The sequence below is a fragment of the Tropheryma whipplei str. Twist genome, from assembly GCF_000007485.1.
GTDB classification, from domain to species: Bacteria; Actinomycetota; Actinomycetes; order Actinomycetales; family Microbacteriaceae; genus Tropheryma; species Tropheryma whipplei.
In genome coordinates, this window is record NC_004572.3 from 619,233 (window position 1) to 635,070 (window position 15,838).

A 15,838-nucleotide genomic window follows, 5' to 3' on the forward strand; every position below is an offset into this window, starting at 1 on the left:
TGCATGCCTATTCCTTGGCAGATATAGGTGATAAGCACAATTCAGTTAAATACCTACTGGGAGTGCGTGTGCTGCTGAATACAATGTTTTTTCTCGCGCGGGTAACGCCCACATAAAATAGGCGTTTTTCCTCATCTTCGTCACCGGTGTGATGTGGAATTAGACCTTCGTTGACACCGATTATGTATACAGTGTCCCACTCAAGACCCTTTGTTGAATGTAAGGTTGCGAGGGTTGCGAAGGGCATTTCAGGCTCACGCCTATGCCGCTGCATTTCGAGCAAATATGTGGCAAAAGACGAAGCATTGCCATTGAAACGCCTAGCGCACAATCGCAATGCCTGAAGGGCAACCCAACCATCGTACTCGCCTGTTAGTGCATCTGGCTTGCGCGGGAATATTCCAGACACAACACTATCAACCAAATCAACCACCCTGACGTTACATTCAATCGTCTTTTCAATAACCCGCTTGCAGGCAATCTGTGCAACATCAGTTTCATGAAACAGCCGGCTTTCTTGGCTTCTATAAATTATTCCTGATGTGTGTAAATATTTTGCCAACCGCTCGCCCTGAATTGCCGTTCTGTAGAGCACAGCACAGCTCTGCGAAATATTCTTCAGACTCTGAGCAATAAAATGCATTTCCTGAATCTGGTTTTCAAAAGTATGCCAACGAATAGGGGTTTCACGATAACCCAAATCGGAATTACCACATCTCACCGCGCCTTTGGTGCCAGGGGGTGCCGTGCAATGACATTTCGCTCTATTTCCGGCATTTACCCGCATATCCTGAGCAGGAGTAGCCGTTTTTGTATCGGCATAATTGCGAGAGATACCCTCGGTGGGCTGGTACAGTCCGATATCCGGTGAGTGAGAGTCAATAATGTGCCTAGATAAACACACTATTTCCGGACGAGATCTGTAATTACGGCTAAGAAAAACCTCTCGCGCGCCCGGAAAATAGTCGGCAAATTTGACAAGATAATCCCTTTTTGCCCCTGCAAACGAATATATACACTGATTAGGATCTCCGACAACACAAATATCACGCCTGCGCCCAAGCCAAATTCGCAGGAGCTCAAATTGTAGGGGTGACACATCCTGAAATTCATCAATCAAAAATACCCTAAACCTGTCTCGCACACGAGCAACGGCTCTCGGCTGAACAGACAGCATGCCAACTGTGAGCGAAAGTATATCCTCAAAGTCGATTAGCCTTCTATTGTTCTTTACATCCTCATAAGCAAGCATGAGAGTGCGCGCCTGACTGGCACTCATACCAGAAATTCTGTGATTGCACTTATCGTATCCACTCAAGTCGTAGCCGTTTTGTTTTGCCCATTCTATTTCCGAAGCAACCTGACACAATGACTCATCCGAAAAGCTAAAGTTTATTCCTCGTGCTGCGTCCCGCAGTAAATTCACCTTATCGCGAATTATCTGTCTTGGAGGCTTTCCGTGAAAGGTCTCCCAAAAAAACCTGAGCTGTGAAAGTGCCGCGCTGTGAAAAGTGCCTGAATAAACCCCTTTAACGCCGTGCTCTACAAGGCGACTCCTGAGTTGCATGCTCGCGCGGCGAGTGAAACTCAAAGCCATAACATGCCCGGAATCATACTCATTGGAGATAATGCCATTGACTATTCTTCTTGTAATTGTCAGTGTTTTGCCACTTCCGGCGCCGGCAATTATTTTTACAGGCCCCCTCAGGGTACGGACAGCATCACACTGTTGGTCGCTAAGTCCCGAAAAAACATCAATTGTCAATTATTTCCCATCAAAAACATTGCCAATATTTGCGTGGCTGCGCCCTCAATTCACAAAAAAGTCTTAGCCTTTTAAGGGTCATGATTGCGCTCTCACCAATGTCAATGGCCGCTGTGGCTGTTGCGACTTTACCAAACCTGAATGTACTACAGGTTGCCAGGGGCACCTCTGATTCACACCACGTAGACTCCATACTACGTTGTGATGATAATCGCTGGATGTTAATAAGGGTGCCACTCTCGCAGAATGCGAAAGATAAAATGGCCAGACTTGTGAAAAATTTGAGAGCACTTAGTAAGGGTGTCAGAGCGCGCTTGCCATTTTCGATACCGAATGTTCTGGCCTATCAGCCTGTCAAACTGTCTTCGGGGATGAATATGACTCTCATTATGGATCACCCACAAGGCTATGCATTGAGAGATATAAAGCCTGGTGAAGGTGCTGCGACTTCGATTGGCTGCGCAATAGCAGCGATTCATAATCTGCCGAGCGGTCTTCTAATATCTGCTGGGTACACACACAAAACAGCTCAGGATTGCCGTTACGAAGTTATAGATTTTGTTGATAAGGCAAATGCAACGAATATGTTGCCAGGGTCCCTCAAAGAAAAATGGGAGACCCTGGTAGAAGATGAAGACCTGTGGAAATTTCAAACTACAGTCGTTAAAAAAAATTTCTCGATGGATTCATTTCGCTTTCAAGATAATCAGGAGGGCGGAAGCTCGGTATGCGCAATCCTGGAATGGGAAGATGCATCTATTGATGACCCTGCCTATGATTTGCATTGGCTTAATCAACTGTCTCATGAAAGTGCAGAAAGCATACTAAAGGCATATGAAGCCTTTAGTACAACCACTCATGATAGAGGCTGCCTGGAGCGTGCAAAGCTGTATGCAGAGCTTGATATAGCACGCATTCTAATCGATGGAGTTAGAGAAGAAAAGCATGAACTCATTGATATGGCAAAGCGTCTTCTCTTGGAATTGGATCGCACAAGTGCGCAAGAAGATACTCCTAAACAAGCCATACACAAGGCTGAAGGTCTGCTTGAGAATGCGCAGAATCTGTCATTTGAACAACAAAGGTTATATGAAATACAGTCTGATGACGTAAATGCATATTCTGACGAAGAGACATACAAAAGCGATCAGGTGTCAGATAGTGGGATATCTGAGAATCTTCGGAATATTGAAGAATTCCTTGGCAGTGCAAAAACAAACACTGAAGAGGAAAATAGTGAAGCAAAAAATGAATAGTTTAAACATCACCATGGCTTTTTCTATGAGAAAAGGTCAGACAGAAATCCCGGCATCTTACCAAGCTCATCAACAGTGTATGGCCTAACCTTGATGGTTCTATTATCGGCCGCAAAATATATTTTTGCTTCCACTTTGTCAGGGTTGACACCTTTCCATTCAGCAAAGGCAAGCCGATACAACGAAAGCTGAATGCGATACTGATTAGATGATAGTCCCGACTTCCAATCCAGAATTGTATATCTATCGCCATCAAAAAAAACAGCGTCGATTGTGCACGGCACAATAACATCACCAATAAGCCATTCAAGGCTAAGCTCAACCGCAATGGGCTTTTTATAAGACCATTCGGACTGCATAAAGTTATGTCGTAATTGGTCAAGCTCTGGGGAAAATCGTTGAGATTGCTCAAAGACAGGGCCCGAGATGCCGTATTCGTCGGCACTGTTCTCGTGGAATAACATATCCGAATATGTTGAGTAATAATTTTCTATCCATGCATGAAATGCAACTCCAAGCCATGCATTTTTTATAGGCGGTTGTGGTAACAAAAAAACATTAGGATCTTTTTTGGAAAGCGCTGTTGCGGAAATCCTCTTTTCCGGTTTATCTACGCTTATATCCAATTCCTTTAGCATTCCAGCTATCAAAGCCTTTAATGGCTCTTTCTTGAGCGATTCTTCACTTTCTTCAATAGATCTATTGTGTACGGCTGCAGCGGCGAGTTTAACCCGTTTTCTACGCGCGCCAAGTGAATCAAGGGGCCAATAACCAACACGCTTTTTCGGGTTATTATGAACAGCTTGTGGTAGATCTGTTTGCAGAAATTCAGAAATCTCCCGTAGAAATTGACCGGGTTTTTGTCTAGCAGAAGCGGAGATTCGCAGGCCCTGTCGTGCACGGGTTACAGCAACATAGAGTAACTTCCTTTCTTCCCTGATCTGATGCTGCAGAACATCATCCTCATATTGTCGGCGAGCAGCTCTGTATTCCTTTGAATCAGAGCATTTGTGAAAATAGAACTCGGGGAGGCTCTCTCTGTCGAGACGAAGGCAAAATGGTAATAAGCCTGTCTTGCTAAGCCATCCACTCTTCTCTCTGCTCTTCGCGGGAAAGTCGTCCAAAAATGGAAGCAAAACCCAATCCCACTCAAGGCCCTTTGCGCTATGAACTGTGAATAATTCGACTTGTCCGGGGCAGGATTGTTTTGTGGGGCCTCTGAAGGCATCTTCTTCTTCAAGGGAATCGAACCACGCAAGCATTTCGCTTAAGTTATCTCCCCTAAAGGACGCAATCAGTTCGTATAGTGCATCTAGGTTTTCGCGACCACGGTGGGACATTTGAACCTCTATATCAAGGTTCAGGGACTCCTCAATTAGGTATGCCAACTCAAGGGGTGATAAAAATGAAAGACCTTTTATTTTGCGAAAAAATTCCAAAAAATCTTCCAGGCGCTTCTTTCCCTCACAAGACATAGGTGTTTTTTGTATATTTATACGATTTACCGCCTCCAAAAGGGATATTCTGTCCAGGTTTTTTTTACCGACCGCAATATAACCCCGCAGGGCGTGTAGATCACTTATTCCTACCTGCCAACGCGGACCTGTAATGAGACGCAAGAAAGAAAGATTTTCATTTACGCCGCTTATTATTCGCATACATGACAAGATGTCAACAACTTCGGGCTCGTAAAATATATTCACATCAGCACGAGTGTACGAAACACCGATCTCGTCCAAAACACGGCTTACAGAAATCAAACGTGATCTAGTTCGTGTAAGAACCGCAGCCGTACCTTTTTCTACAACCGAATTGAGCCACAGGGCGCCTTCATGCACCTCTTGCTCGGGATCAGTGTAAACCTCAAGCGAAGTTGACCCATCATTTGCTTCTGGTCTTGGGTGCAAAGGTCTTATTTTCGGAGAAATGTGGTTTGCTAAATCCAAAATATTTTTGTCATTTCGCCAACTAATAGACAATTCGTACTGTTTGTTGGAAACAAAATCACGTGCAAAGTTTGCAATATTAGCCACGCTTGCGCCTCTGAAACCAAAAATTGCCTGCCTTGGATCGCCGACTGCAAGAACACGACATCTATTGCCGAAAATAGTTTTCAGAAACTCAACCTGGATGGGTGATGTATCCTGATATTCATCTAATACAACGTAAGCTATTTTCTCCTGAAACTCCGCCAAAACATGAGTCTGGCGACAAACCTCCAGTGCGAATGCAACCTGCTCGGAATAGCTGATTCTGCCGCGAAGTTTTTTTTCATCTTTCAAAGCTGGAATAAGTTTTGAAAGTGCAATTAACCTCTTGGCCCTGAATACGTCTGACTTCGCAACGGGTGCATCAAAAGCACCTACAAACTCGATAAATTCTGAGGCAAACTGATTTAATTCACCCAAATCGAGTAGATTGTCCACTATGGCATCATCAAGTTTTATGAGACTTGACGCCAAGTTGTCAATTGTCTCTGACGGCTCGTCCTCGTCAAGGCCATGTTCCACAAGAAGTCTGCGCGCGATTAGTTGGGCTTCAGAATCCTCAATTGCTGTATAGGGAACCGGATGGTCAAGCAACAGGGCGTTATCTTGATATATGGAATTGGCAAATGAATTGTAGGTAAGAACATCAATCTCTGGACTCAATACATCACCAGTATAAGAATTGAGTATTGCAAGGGATTTCTGCAGGCGGGATGCCAACTCGCCCGCGGCTTTTCTGGTAAATGTTAAGCCCATAATAGACTCGGGTTTGAGCTTGCCGGATGCAATAAGCCACAAGAGTCTAAGAACAAGAGTTTCAGTTTTACCACTTCCTGCGCCGGCAATAACAAGAGCATTTTCCAGTGGAGATTCAATAATTGCCCTCTGTTCTTCAGTCGGCGCATGCAGATTGAGAATACTGCACATATGACGACTGTCTCTGAGGGACATATTCATTTCACTGAAAAACTAACGTGTGGGACCATAAGTTTTTTGCATGCAGTCCTAGATTCACAATGCTCCTCAAGGGCAGCTGTTAGCGTGAAACTTTCGTTTTGCAAAAGAAGATCACGAATAGTATTTTTCAGAACCCTTTTTGAATCTCTGTCCATTGGGCCCTTTATCCGAATAGCGGCTTTTTTTGTGCCAACCGCCGGATAAATCAGCATAGCTGACGGTAAAGTCTCGTAAACAATATCCAGATGCTCAACAGCAAGTTGATAAGCAGAAAGTTGTAAATTACTCTCCGCATCGTTTTTACTCAATAAACTACTACCAGTTTTGAGATCAACAATTCTGATCTCGCCACTGGAAAGACGCTCGAGTCTGTCAATTTGCCCCGATATCATAATCGACCTGTCTTTGAACACATTTAGATCAAAACTAAAACTCTTTTCGGATGCTAATAGCGTTCCGCCATGTGCATCAAAATCTATTAGGTAATCAACCAATTTCCTAATAATGCCAACCAGGCGCTTTTTTTCTCGCTCAAGAACCCAGCGCGACTCAAAATCCGCTTCACGAAGTTTTGCGTACGCGTAATCTAAAAACTCATTCAGGTTTGGCTGCCTGTTATCACATGTAAGCTCCTGCATACATCTATGAATTATTGTGCCAATCTCTGTTGCGTTACCGGGATATCGATTGCAATCAAGTTGATCTGTAAACCAACCCAATGGGCAAGTGTGAAATTTATCGAGGACCGATGGCTTTATACTGTCCATAACATACGACTTATTCTCTGTTCTCGACAAATATCCATACCAATTCTGTGGATCTGCCTGACTAATACCTTCTTTTGCAAGTAACCTAAGTGCAGATGCAGCCTCAGTATTACCGGGATCTCGCTCTAAATCAAGCCTGAGCTGTGTCACAATACCTCTGAGTGTGAGGGGTAAAGATGACAATTCGCAGGATGGATAATCAGAAAAAAAAGCATAAAACAGCCAGGATGGCGAAGTCTCAGCACTGTCGATCACAGAAACCAATAAATCCGATGTTGACCGTGTTACAGCCTGGTAAAGAGTTCTAAGCAAATTATGCCTACGTCCCGCCAATTTACTTTCCAAATATCTGGAAAACGGAATGTTGTTTATATCTGCCAGGGCTAGCTCTGGATCAAGCTGTGTGGAATCCATTTTGTGTAAGCCCTGGATATCAGTTATTACAACTGCCCTGTATTCATATCCAACACTGGATGCCGGGGTCAGGATGGTCACGCAACCCCGTTTTTCCCTGATGGACAAGTTGTCAACCGGCACTTCCGCGTTAATTATTTTTTGCAGAATAAGCCCGGCAGAACACAGAGGGTCTTTTTTGCTGACCGCATCGGCGAGCTTTTGTAGTGCTATAACTTCTTCTAGAACACGATGTGAAACTTTTGAAGTTTGCCAGGGCTCTTTTGACACAGCCGATTTTAAATTGAGAAAACTGTATACATGCCATATAAGTACGGGAAGACTGACATTATCTTCCCTATACAGACGTTCGAGGCTTATCAAGCATTCAAATATTTTTTTTAAACTCCTCCCTATCCTGCTGGCCAGAAAAACTCTGTAAACCTCATCTGTGTCTTGGGTCTGTAGCTTACGGTAAGCATGAAATGCCCAAAGTAATCTCTCATTCAAAACTTGAATATTCTTTGGTGCAATTCTCTTTAGCTCAATTGTCAATTTACGCATCAGAAATACATCAAATCCACCTATAGGCGATAGCAGTAGTTTGACAAGGGTCTTACCGGTAAGAATGTCTGGAAAGCAGGCAAGCTCTATTGCATTCAAAATTGCGCCAGCAATAGGCTTTTCAGAAAGATTCAAACCACCACCCAAGATCTGGACCGGAACGCCGAAACGCTCAAGAAAATGCGAGTAGACCTCGGCAGAGCTCCTCTGAAAAATAATCAGAGCCATGTCTTCCCAATCAATACCTTCCAGCAAATGTTTCTCTCTAAACCATCGCGCGATATCTGCCATAGAAGTCGCGCGAGAAGAAGAAATGACAGTTTCTACACGACCTTCAAGAATTGAGGAATTGAAAGACTGTCTATGTGCCAAGACACTACCTGTAACACCTATCCCTTGACAGATCTTCTGTGACAGCAGATGCAGATTTCTGGGTGTGCGAAATACTGTTTTTAAAACAAACAATTTCTCTGAAAAGTCAAGAAAAATTGAGGGGGAGGCGCTTCTTGCAACAGCTTTATCGGGATCACCGAACAGGATTACGGTAATGTTACGTCTCGCGAGTGCCGAAAAAAGGCGCATATGTTCTGCGGCAAGCTCTTGCGCCTCGTCAACCATAATGACTCTGTATGGTAAGTAGCCCGTTGAGGCAAGCTGTGCGGCGCGCTCAATTATTTCTACGGCAGTAAATGCATTGTTAGAAGTCCTTGCCAGGCGATATTTTTCTATTAGGGCAGCGTACGTCTTCCATCTGTCAATTTTGCCGAGATGGGCAGGGTCAATCCCGTGTCTCGAGAGGTCTTCGATAAAGAATCGCATCCGACTCCTGAAATTCGGGCTACGAGCATATGAACTTTTGAATAATTCACAATTTTGTGCAATCGTTTCAGCTATTACCTGATCTTCATCAGCTCCCGAGAGAAGGGTGGGTCGTTCACCCTTCATACTGTTCTGAACAATGCGAAATGCAAAACTTGCCGGTGTAACAACAAGACGCCCTGAACGAACCTTTTTCTCTTTCAGAAGTGCCGGAAGGGCTATGCCGTTTAGACGATTGGCCAAGAGGCGCCCAGGGGCAAGGACAAGAACCTCCTCGGGTTCAAAACTTTCGGAATACTTTTCAAGAAGACTCAGGAGAAGACTTGTCTTACCGCTGCCAGGGGGACCGATAACACTCACGCGGCTACCCTCGGGAATTCGAGCAATAGAATCTATAGCGTCAGGTAAACTGCACTCAGAAATATCCATAAACACCCCAAAACCTATCTATAATGGGAGCGTGGAACTAAAGATCGGTATTGCAAATTGCATAAAGGAAATATCCTTTCATGTGGATATAACCCATGAGCAATTATTGCAGAAGGTCAATGACGCTGTGGGTAACCACGGGGTGCTCAACCTCAAAGACACGGGGGGCGAAGAGATCATCATCCCGGGATCCGCTCTGGCATATGTCTGGATTGTTCAGGAAAAGAAGCGCGTTTGCGGGTTCGTATCCTAGGGCGCAGGGTTTCTGAGTGTCTATAGCGGCGCGTGATGTCAGACGACATCTGATGTAGCCAGGGCTCTTGAAACAGGCTGCGAAAAAATCCTAGGCGATCAGGCCAATTGCCCTCATGCGCTCTGAGTGCTTTCCGGCAAGGGTGGATAGTAAGGATCGTGAGTTATTGTGATCTTGACCAATACACAACTTGATAAAAAGCAAAACATCACCCAGAATGCGCCTCCCCCAAAGCGACATCATTGAGGATAGCGTTGAATCGTTTCTTGCTATTCGCGATAAAAGGCGAAAAATTTCACGACTAAGTTTTTTCTTATCCTTCAAATCCACGCATGTTAGCTCCTCAATCCTATATTTTTCACTGACCTCAAGATGAGATAGGGCTAGAAGATGAAAATCCCGCATCAGCTCGGATATAAGAAAATAGCTCATCAAGTCTACGTATTCACCCCTTCCGGACATGAGTTGCTGCACGGACAAGGCGGCCCCAACAAGTTCGGCCCTAAACACCTCTTTCGGTGCTTTAGAACACTTCTGAACTGATTCAGAGCGTTTAATCAAACTGGCGGCATATGAATCACACGCGCGAATATTGCCAAGTGCGGTTGAAAATATGTTACGAAGCAAAATGATTTGAGCGGAAATTAACCCCACATCTAGATGAATATCCTTGTGCGGTGTATGTGCCTCTGAAATACCCATTACGATCTCGGTGTGTCAGTATAACAAAAGTGCAAAGAAAAGTGCAAAGTTTCATTAGCCACAAGTCGCGCTGGCAATAGGCTTTTGATTGTAAACAGTGCAACATCTGCGTCAGGCCGAAAATATTTACAAATTGCTGCAATAGAGTAGCTCACACAACATGGGATCTCGCGCGGCGTTACTTGCATGGTATGCACCAGAAAAGCGGGCAGAAAAATTTTCTTAATAATCCAAAATAGGGCAAAATCGGTTTGTGAACAAGAATCGCAACAGGTCGACCCTACCAGGATCGACCCAATTCACCGAATATATGCTCTCCGGGTGGGGGAGCTTCTTGGAAGAGAAAATCCAGCAGAGTGAAGTTGCGAAATATACAGAAAAACGAAGACAAGCGGTTTGCGCGTTATTTCCGGGCAAGACAATAGTTGTTGAGGCCGGTGATATGCGATGCCGCGCAAACGATACCTTCTACAGATACAGGCCAGATAGTTCATTTACCTGGCTTACAGGATGGGGATGTGAAACTACCCCAGGTGCCGTTTTGGTTATCTATCCCGACACGAAGCCGGTACTGTTCTTTAAGCCACCGGCTGGAAAAAAAAACGATGACTTCTTTACGGATTCTCATAACGGTACATTCTGGATAGGATCTAGGCCCAGTTTGCAGGAAATAGAGACTCTTTTGGGCATTACGTGCCGGGATATAAAGGACTTTAGATGCCCAACGGATAATGTGCTCTTATGCAAGACAAGAGGCAAGGATGCTGAAGAAATTAACGACTTGAAGGTTGCAATAAGCGAACTGAGACTTTTGAAGGATAGATGGGAAATCACCCAATTACAAAAAGCGGTCGATGCTACTGCTCAGGGCTTTGAGCGCGTCGTGAAATCGATAAACGAGGCCAAATCTGTTACGAATGGTGAGCGCGTAATCGAAGGTGCATTTTACACTTCTGCTAGAAGTCTGGGTTATGAAACAGGCTACGAGACGATTGTTGCTGCGGGTGCCAACGCATGTATTTTGCACTGGTCTGTAAATAATGGCCCGATTAATGATGGTGATCTGTTGCTTGTTGATGCTGGGATTGAGCTTGAGACTTTGTACACAGCGGATATAACCAGAACAGTCCCCATAAGTGGAAAATTTACCGATGTACAAGCTAAAGTCTATGAGGCTGTCCTTGAAGCTGCTGATGCAGCGTTTGACGCGGCCATGCCCGGTCAGCCGTTCCACAAAATGCACGAAGCTGCAATGGGGGTTATACGCCGACACCTCTCCGAATGGGGTATTTGTAAGGCCTCGCAAAACGAGTTTTATAGAAGATACATGATCCACGGAACGGGACATCACCTAGGATTGGACGTGCATGACTGTGCCTTTGCCAAGCGCGAGAATTATCGTAATGGAACGCTTGCAGATGGCATGGTGCTTACCATAGAGCCGGGATTGTATTTTCACAAAAATGACCTAACTGTTCCGAAGGACTTTCGAGGAATTGGGGTAAGAATCGAAGATAACATACTCATAGCCTCAGATGGCCCTGTAAATATGTCGCGTGATATACCAAGGGCCCGAATTGATGTGGAACAGTGGATTCAACAAGCATCATGAGTAAAAGTGTTTATATCTCAAGGGTCTGTGGCAGTTCGGTCCTCGGGCCAACAGGTGACAGATTGGGAAAGGTCAAAGATGTGTTGGGCACTCCGAGGCTTAGAAAATCCCCTCGAATAATCGGTATGGTCCTTGAAATCGTGGGAAAGCGCTACATATTTGTTTCGATCAACCGAGTCACCGCAATAGACAACGGATACGTCGCAACTCGTGGGGTAATCAATATTCAGAGGTTCAGGCGTAGATCGGGTGAGATATGCCTTTCCCAAGACATCGTCGGTAAAAAAGTCAGTATTGGAAATAACACAACTGCAAGGGCTGAAGATATAGAGATACTTGCAGACCCGGCAGGCGAATGGTATGTCGGAAAGATATTTGTTAGAACCTCGGGAAATAGGCTATTTTCCAGGGGAAATACCTGCTTTATGCACTGGCAGGATATCTCGGGACTTGATCAAGTACCCGACTATATATCTAACCCAGAAATAAAGGCTGCTGACTTGGCGGCAGATATTGTAGACATGCCTTCAACTGATGCTGCCAGGATTGTTGAAGATCTTCCGGATGAGCGACTTGCCGACGTTCTGGAAGAGATGGAAGAGCCGGAGCAGGCAAAGATTATAGACGCCCTTGACGATAATCGCACAGCAGATATTTTGGAAGAGATGCAGCCTGATGATGCTGTGGACCTAATAGGCTATATGTCAAACAAAAGAAAAGAAGGCCTCTTACAACTCATGGAGCCGGAAGAGGCAAGAAAACTTAGGCTTCTTCTCGGTTTTGCGCATAATACAGCAGGCGGCATGATGACCTCTGATTTTGTAATCGTCTCACCGGACACAACGGTTGCCGAAGCCCTAGCCTTGATAAGGCGCCAAGAGATCGCACCAGCCCTTGCATCAACAGTCTGTGTGGCATTACCACCCTATGACCCACCGACCGGGAGGTTCATAGGGGTTGTCCACTTCCAGGCCTTACTGAGACAGCCACCGTATCAGAAACTCTCTCATATAATTGACACGTCTATCGAGCCCGTTCTGCCAACAATTGATGCAGAAAAGGTAAGCAGGATTTTGGCGACCTATAACCTGCTCTCGCTTCCGGTAATCGATGACCGCAAAAGGTTGCTCGGAATAATAACCATTGATGATGTTCTGGACTACGTGTTACCAAAAAATTGGCGTAAAAATGAAATCGACAGTACCAACAATAAAGAGAATATGGTTCACAATGAAAAAGAGTAGCAAGTTACACACTCCGCTTTTAACATCGCGCATGAGGTTGAGGTATAACCCTGGTGTTTTTGAAATGCGAACCGAGAGGATTGCGCTCTATATGGGTACAGCCTCATTCTTCATTTTTTTCACAACATTTTGTATTCTCTGGATTCTTTGGAGTAACTATGCTCCAAACGGTCTTAGATTTGACAGTGCAGAAATTGGATATCCGGTTCTAACACTTGTTCTTTCTGTGCTAGCTGCGTACGCAGCACCATTGATCCTTTTGGCAGAAATTAGACAGTGGAAGCGTGAAAGTCTGAACATGAAACAAATGCGCGAAATGGCCGACCGGAACATTGCCAGCACAGAATATCTGGCGCGTGAAGTTGCCGATTTAAGGTTATCAATAGCACAGCTAATTACAGATCAACAGAAAAACAATAACCGACTGAAGCGCCTTGAGGAGACAGAAAAAACCATACAGGACTTCGGGAACGATTCCTGAAAAGTTTGTGATAGAAAAAAAACTCTATTCCGCGATGGAGAAGGTGTATGATCCTGAGCTCCACATACCAATCACACGCCTCGGGATGGTAAAAACCATAACCGCAGATAGCAAAACAGTCTCAATTCTTATACATATAACATCCCCGACTTGCCCAGCGGTGGACAAAATAAAACAAAGAGTTACCGATGCAGCCTCTGCTGTGTGCCCTGAGCACGATATAAAAATTGAAATAGGCGTTATGTCGCACCAAGAACGTCAAAACCTGAAAGAGGTTCTCAATTTACAAAAACGCAGCAACCCATTTAAAGAATCAAAAACAAGAATTATCGCTGTTACAAGCGGCAAAGGTGGAGTGGGTAAATCAACCATAGTATCTAATCTCGGTGTTGGCCTCGCGAGAATGGGCTTTTCTGTATCAGTAATTGATGCTGATGTTTATGGTTTTTCTATACCACGAATGTTCGGCATAGATGAAGATTTTATTCCACAGAGAGAGAATGGCATGATAATGCCTGCCAATAAATTTGGCGTTAAGCTCATTTCCATAGGAATGTTCATGCGCCGTCGAGGGGCAGTTGCGTGGCGGGGACCGCTGCTTCACAGAACAATCAATCAATTTCTATGTGATGTGAATTTTGCTGACCCAGATATTCTTCTAATCGATATGCCTCCCGGCACAGGAGATGCGGCAATAACTATTGCACAGTTATTGCCGAATTCTGAAGTGCTAGTCATAACAACTCCGCAGATTGTTGCCGCTGATGTTGCAATTCGAAGTGGGCAGTTCGCCCTTTCTGTAAAACAGAACATTATCGGTGTGGTTGAAAATATGTCATCTTGCCCGGAAAGTAAACTAGACATTTTTGGCCATGGCGGTGGTAAGTTCGTGGCAGAATTTTTGGATAAACAATGCAAAAAAGAGAGCACCGCGAAAGATAACAGAATTACCAATCCTCATGAAGCAATAGATCTAATAACATGCATTCCGTTGGATGTGAATATACGCAAAAGTGGGGATGAAGGGGTGCCGCTACTCGTTGAAAACAAGTATGAAGGAAGCCCAGGGCATACTGCACTCAAAGAGCTTTACGAAAAAATTGCCTTGAAACTTTACGGATAAACATTGCAGTAACAAGTATTCGACAGGTTTGAAAACTGCAGATAAACCGATCAGTGTGTATTCATTCCTTGCGGAAAAACAAACTTGCCCCGTAGTAGTCGTCTTGATAACTTCAAGTGCGCTTCTGTCGGGTTTTTCTGTTTTGACACTCAAAAAGATGTTCCTGCGGATAGTCAATGCCAATCAAAGTGAGTGCATGGGGCGGCAGGGTAGGAATTTTTGGCGTTCTCTTCGCAATTTTGGTATAGCAAAACAGATCTTGTAATGTAAGTGCCCCACGACCCACTTCTATCAAGCTGCCCACTAAGTTTCTGACCATAGAGTGACAAAAAGCATCTGATTCGAGAAAGAAATGTATCTGTCCATCTGGCTGCCTAATAACTTCAAATTGCCTTAGATGACGTACTGTACTTCCCATGCGACGCGGCTTGCAAAAAGCACCAAAATCCTTTAGCCCAATAAGGCCAGAAGCTGCCCTGCGCATCCGATAATCTTGCAAAAAAGCATTTACTCTGTAAACAAAATATCTATTCTGGGGATACCACGAAGAGCGCTTGTCAATGACACGGTAAACATATCTTCTGCCTATTGCTGAGAAACGAGCGTGAAAATTCACCGGTGCCTTGACAGCAGAAAGGATATGAAGGTCGGTCTCGGATTTCAGTAGAGAGCGGAGTCTGTGCAAAAGCCAAACAGGGTCTGGTGATGAAATAAGGTCAACATGACACACTTGTTGTAGGGCGTGAACACCAGCATCTGTTCTTGCCGCTACGACAATGTCGGGCGGTTCGCTGCAGATAAGGCGTAAAGCATCAAGAATGAGACCACCGACGGTCCTAAGCCCGGGCTGCGGTGCCCAACCACAAAAATTCGCTCCATCATATGCAACATCAAGACGATATCGGGTCTTATTCACTAGAATAAGTCGGCACTTACGCGGATTACCGAATGACTCTCTGGTTAGAAGAAGATTCGCCAGGGTCCGCGGGTGCAGTATCGGCATCAGGCAAATCACCCGCTGCGCTACCCGGCTCACTGCCCGGGACGGGATCGGGCGCACTATCAGGACCTGTATCGGTAACAGTATCAGGCAGCGTATCAGTGCCGCGGGTGCGTGCGGAAACGGGCTCCAGAATTAGTTCAATAAGCGCCATCGGAGCACCGTCGCCGGATCGAAAACCAACTTTAGTGATGCGAGTATAGCCCCCGTTACGATCCTCAACAAGTGGAGCAATATTGGTAAAAAGCTCATGCAAAGCAGCTTTATTACGCAAAATCGACAAGGCGCGACGGCGAGAATGCAACCCTCCTCTCTTGGAGAGGGTGACCAGCTTCTCGGCAAAGGGGCGAAGACGCTTCGCGCGGGCCTCAGTTGTCCGGAGTTTCTTGTTAAGAAAAAGCGAGGCAGACATATTCGCAAGAACGAGCCGCTCATGGTCAGGCCCTGAACACATACGCGGGCCTCTGCTTGGCTTAGGCACTCTT

12 protein-coding genes are annotated in these 15,838 nt (G+C 45.1%); 6 read left to right on the top strand and 6 right to left on the bottom strand.

Features of this window, described 5'->3' with window-relative positions:
• Window positions 1-7: 7 nt before the first annotated feature.
• Window positions 8-1,765, bottom strand: a complete 1,758-nt coding sequence (locus TWT_RS02945; RefSeq protein WP_011096202.1) for an ATP-dependent helicase — start codon at window positions 1,763-1,765, stop codon at window positions 8-10.
• Between TWT_RS02945 and TWT_RS02950 the strand changes: the two genes are divergently transcribed.
• On the top strand, window positions 1,759-3,021 hold the full coding sequence (locus TWT_RS02950; RefSeq protein ID WP_011102626.1) for a macrolide 2'-phosphotransferase: 1,263 nt from the start codon (window positions 1,759-1,761) through the stop codon (window positions 3,019-3,021). The genes TWT_RS02945 and TWT_RS02950 overlap by 7 nt on opposite strands.
• Before the next feature lie 23 nt (window positions 3,022-3,044).
• On the opposite strand, the gene TWT_RS02955 is transcribed toward TWT_RS02950, so the two are convergent.
• Both TWT_RS02955 and TWT_RS02960 read right to left on the bottom strand, forming a co-directional pair.
• A complete protein-coding gene (locus tag TWT_RS02955; RefSeq protein WP_237696831.1) occupies window positions 3,045-5,960 on the bottom strand; it encodes a UvrD-helicase domain-containing protein in 2,916 nt (971 codons plus the stop codon).
• Between the two features lie 2 nt (window positions 5,961-5,962).
• A complete protein-coding gene (locus TWT_RS02960) occupies window positions 5,963-8,938 on the bottom strand; it encodes a PD-(D/E)XK nuclease family protein (protein WP_237696832.1) in 2,976 nt (991 codons plus the stop codon).
• A gap of 31 nt (window positions 8,939-8,969) precedes the next feature.
• Here TWT_RS02960 and TWT_RS05000 point away from each other — a divergent pair, with 31 nt between their 5' ends.
• Window positions 8,970-9,191 carry a DUF3107 domain-containing protein gene (locus TWT_RS05000; RefSeq protein WP_011096198.1) on the top strand — a complete coding sequence of 74 codons (222 nt, stop codon included), beginning with the start codon at window positions 8,970-8,972 and terminating at the stop codon, window positions 9,189-9,191.
• A 90-nt stretch (window positions 9,192-9,281) separates the two neighbouring features.
• Here the strand turns inward: TWT_RS05000 and TWT_RS02970 are convergent, their stop codons facing one another.
• Window positions 9,282-9,845, bottom strand: coding sequence for a hypothetical protein (locus TWT_RS02970; RefSeq protein ID WP_237696833.1), 564 nt, complete (start codon window positions 9,843-9,845; stop codon window positions 9,282-9,284).
• 382 nt (window positions 9,846-10,227) lie between these two features.
• Between TWT_RS02970 and TWT_RS02975 the strand changes: the two genes are divergently transcribed.
• From TWT_RS02975 to TWT_RS02990, 4 genes are read left to right on the top strand one after another with little or no spacing between them, the layout of a single operon-like run.
• Window positions 10,228-11,505, top strand: a complete 1,278-nt coding sequence (locus tag TWT_RS02975; protein WP_237696834.1) for an aminopeptidase P family protein — start codon at window positions 10,228-10,230, stop codon at window positions 11,503-11,505.
• On the top strand, window positions 11,502-12,749 hold the full coding sequence (locus TWT_RS02980) for a magnesium transporter MgtE N-terminal domain-containing protein (protein WP_011096195.1): 1,248 nt from the start codon (window positions 11,502-11,504) through the stop codon (window positions 12,747-12,749). Before TWT_RS02975 ends, TWT_RS02980 begins: the two co-directional genes overlap by 4 nt.
• Entirely contained in the window at window positions 12,736-13,230 is a 495-nt protein-coding gene (locus tag TWT_RS02985; RefSeq protein ID WP_011096194.1) for a DUF1003 domain-containing protein, read from the top strand. The genes TWT_RS02980 and TWT_RS02985 overlap by 14 nt, the downstream gene beginning before the upstream one ends.
• Window positions 13,184-14,353 (top strand): Mrp/NBP35 family ATP-binding protein, encoded by a 1,170-nt coding sequence (locus tag TWT_RS02990; protein WP_011102632.1) that lies wholly within the window; start codon window positions 13,184-13,186, stop codon window positions 14,351-14,353. The genes TWT_RS02985 and TWT_RS02990 overlap by 47 nt, the downstream gene beginning before the upstream one ends.
• Before the next feature lie 112 nt (window positions 14,354-14,465).
• Here TWT_RS02990 and TWT_RS02995 read toward each other — a convergent pair whose 3' ends face one another.
• Window positions 14,466-15,356: a tRNA pseudouridine synthase A gene (locus TWT_RS02995; protein WP_230440474.1), complete on the bottom strand. Its 891-nt coding sequence runs from the start codon at window positions 15,354-15,356 to the stop codon at window positions 14,466-14,468.
• Window positions 15,295-15,834, bottom strand: a complete 540-nt coding sequence (gene rplQ, locus TWT_RS03000) for a 50S ribosomal protein L17 (RefSeq protein WP_011102634.1) — start codon at window positions 15,832-15,834, stop codon at window positions 15,295-15,297. The genes TWT_RS02995 and rplQ overlap by 62 nt, the downstream gene beginning before the upstream one ends.
• Between the last annotated feature and the right edge of the window lie 4 nt (window positions 15,835-15,838).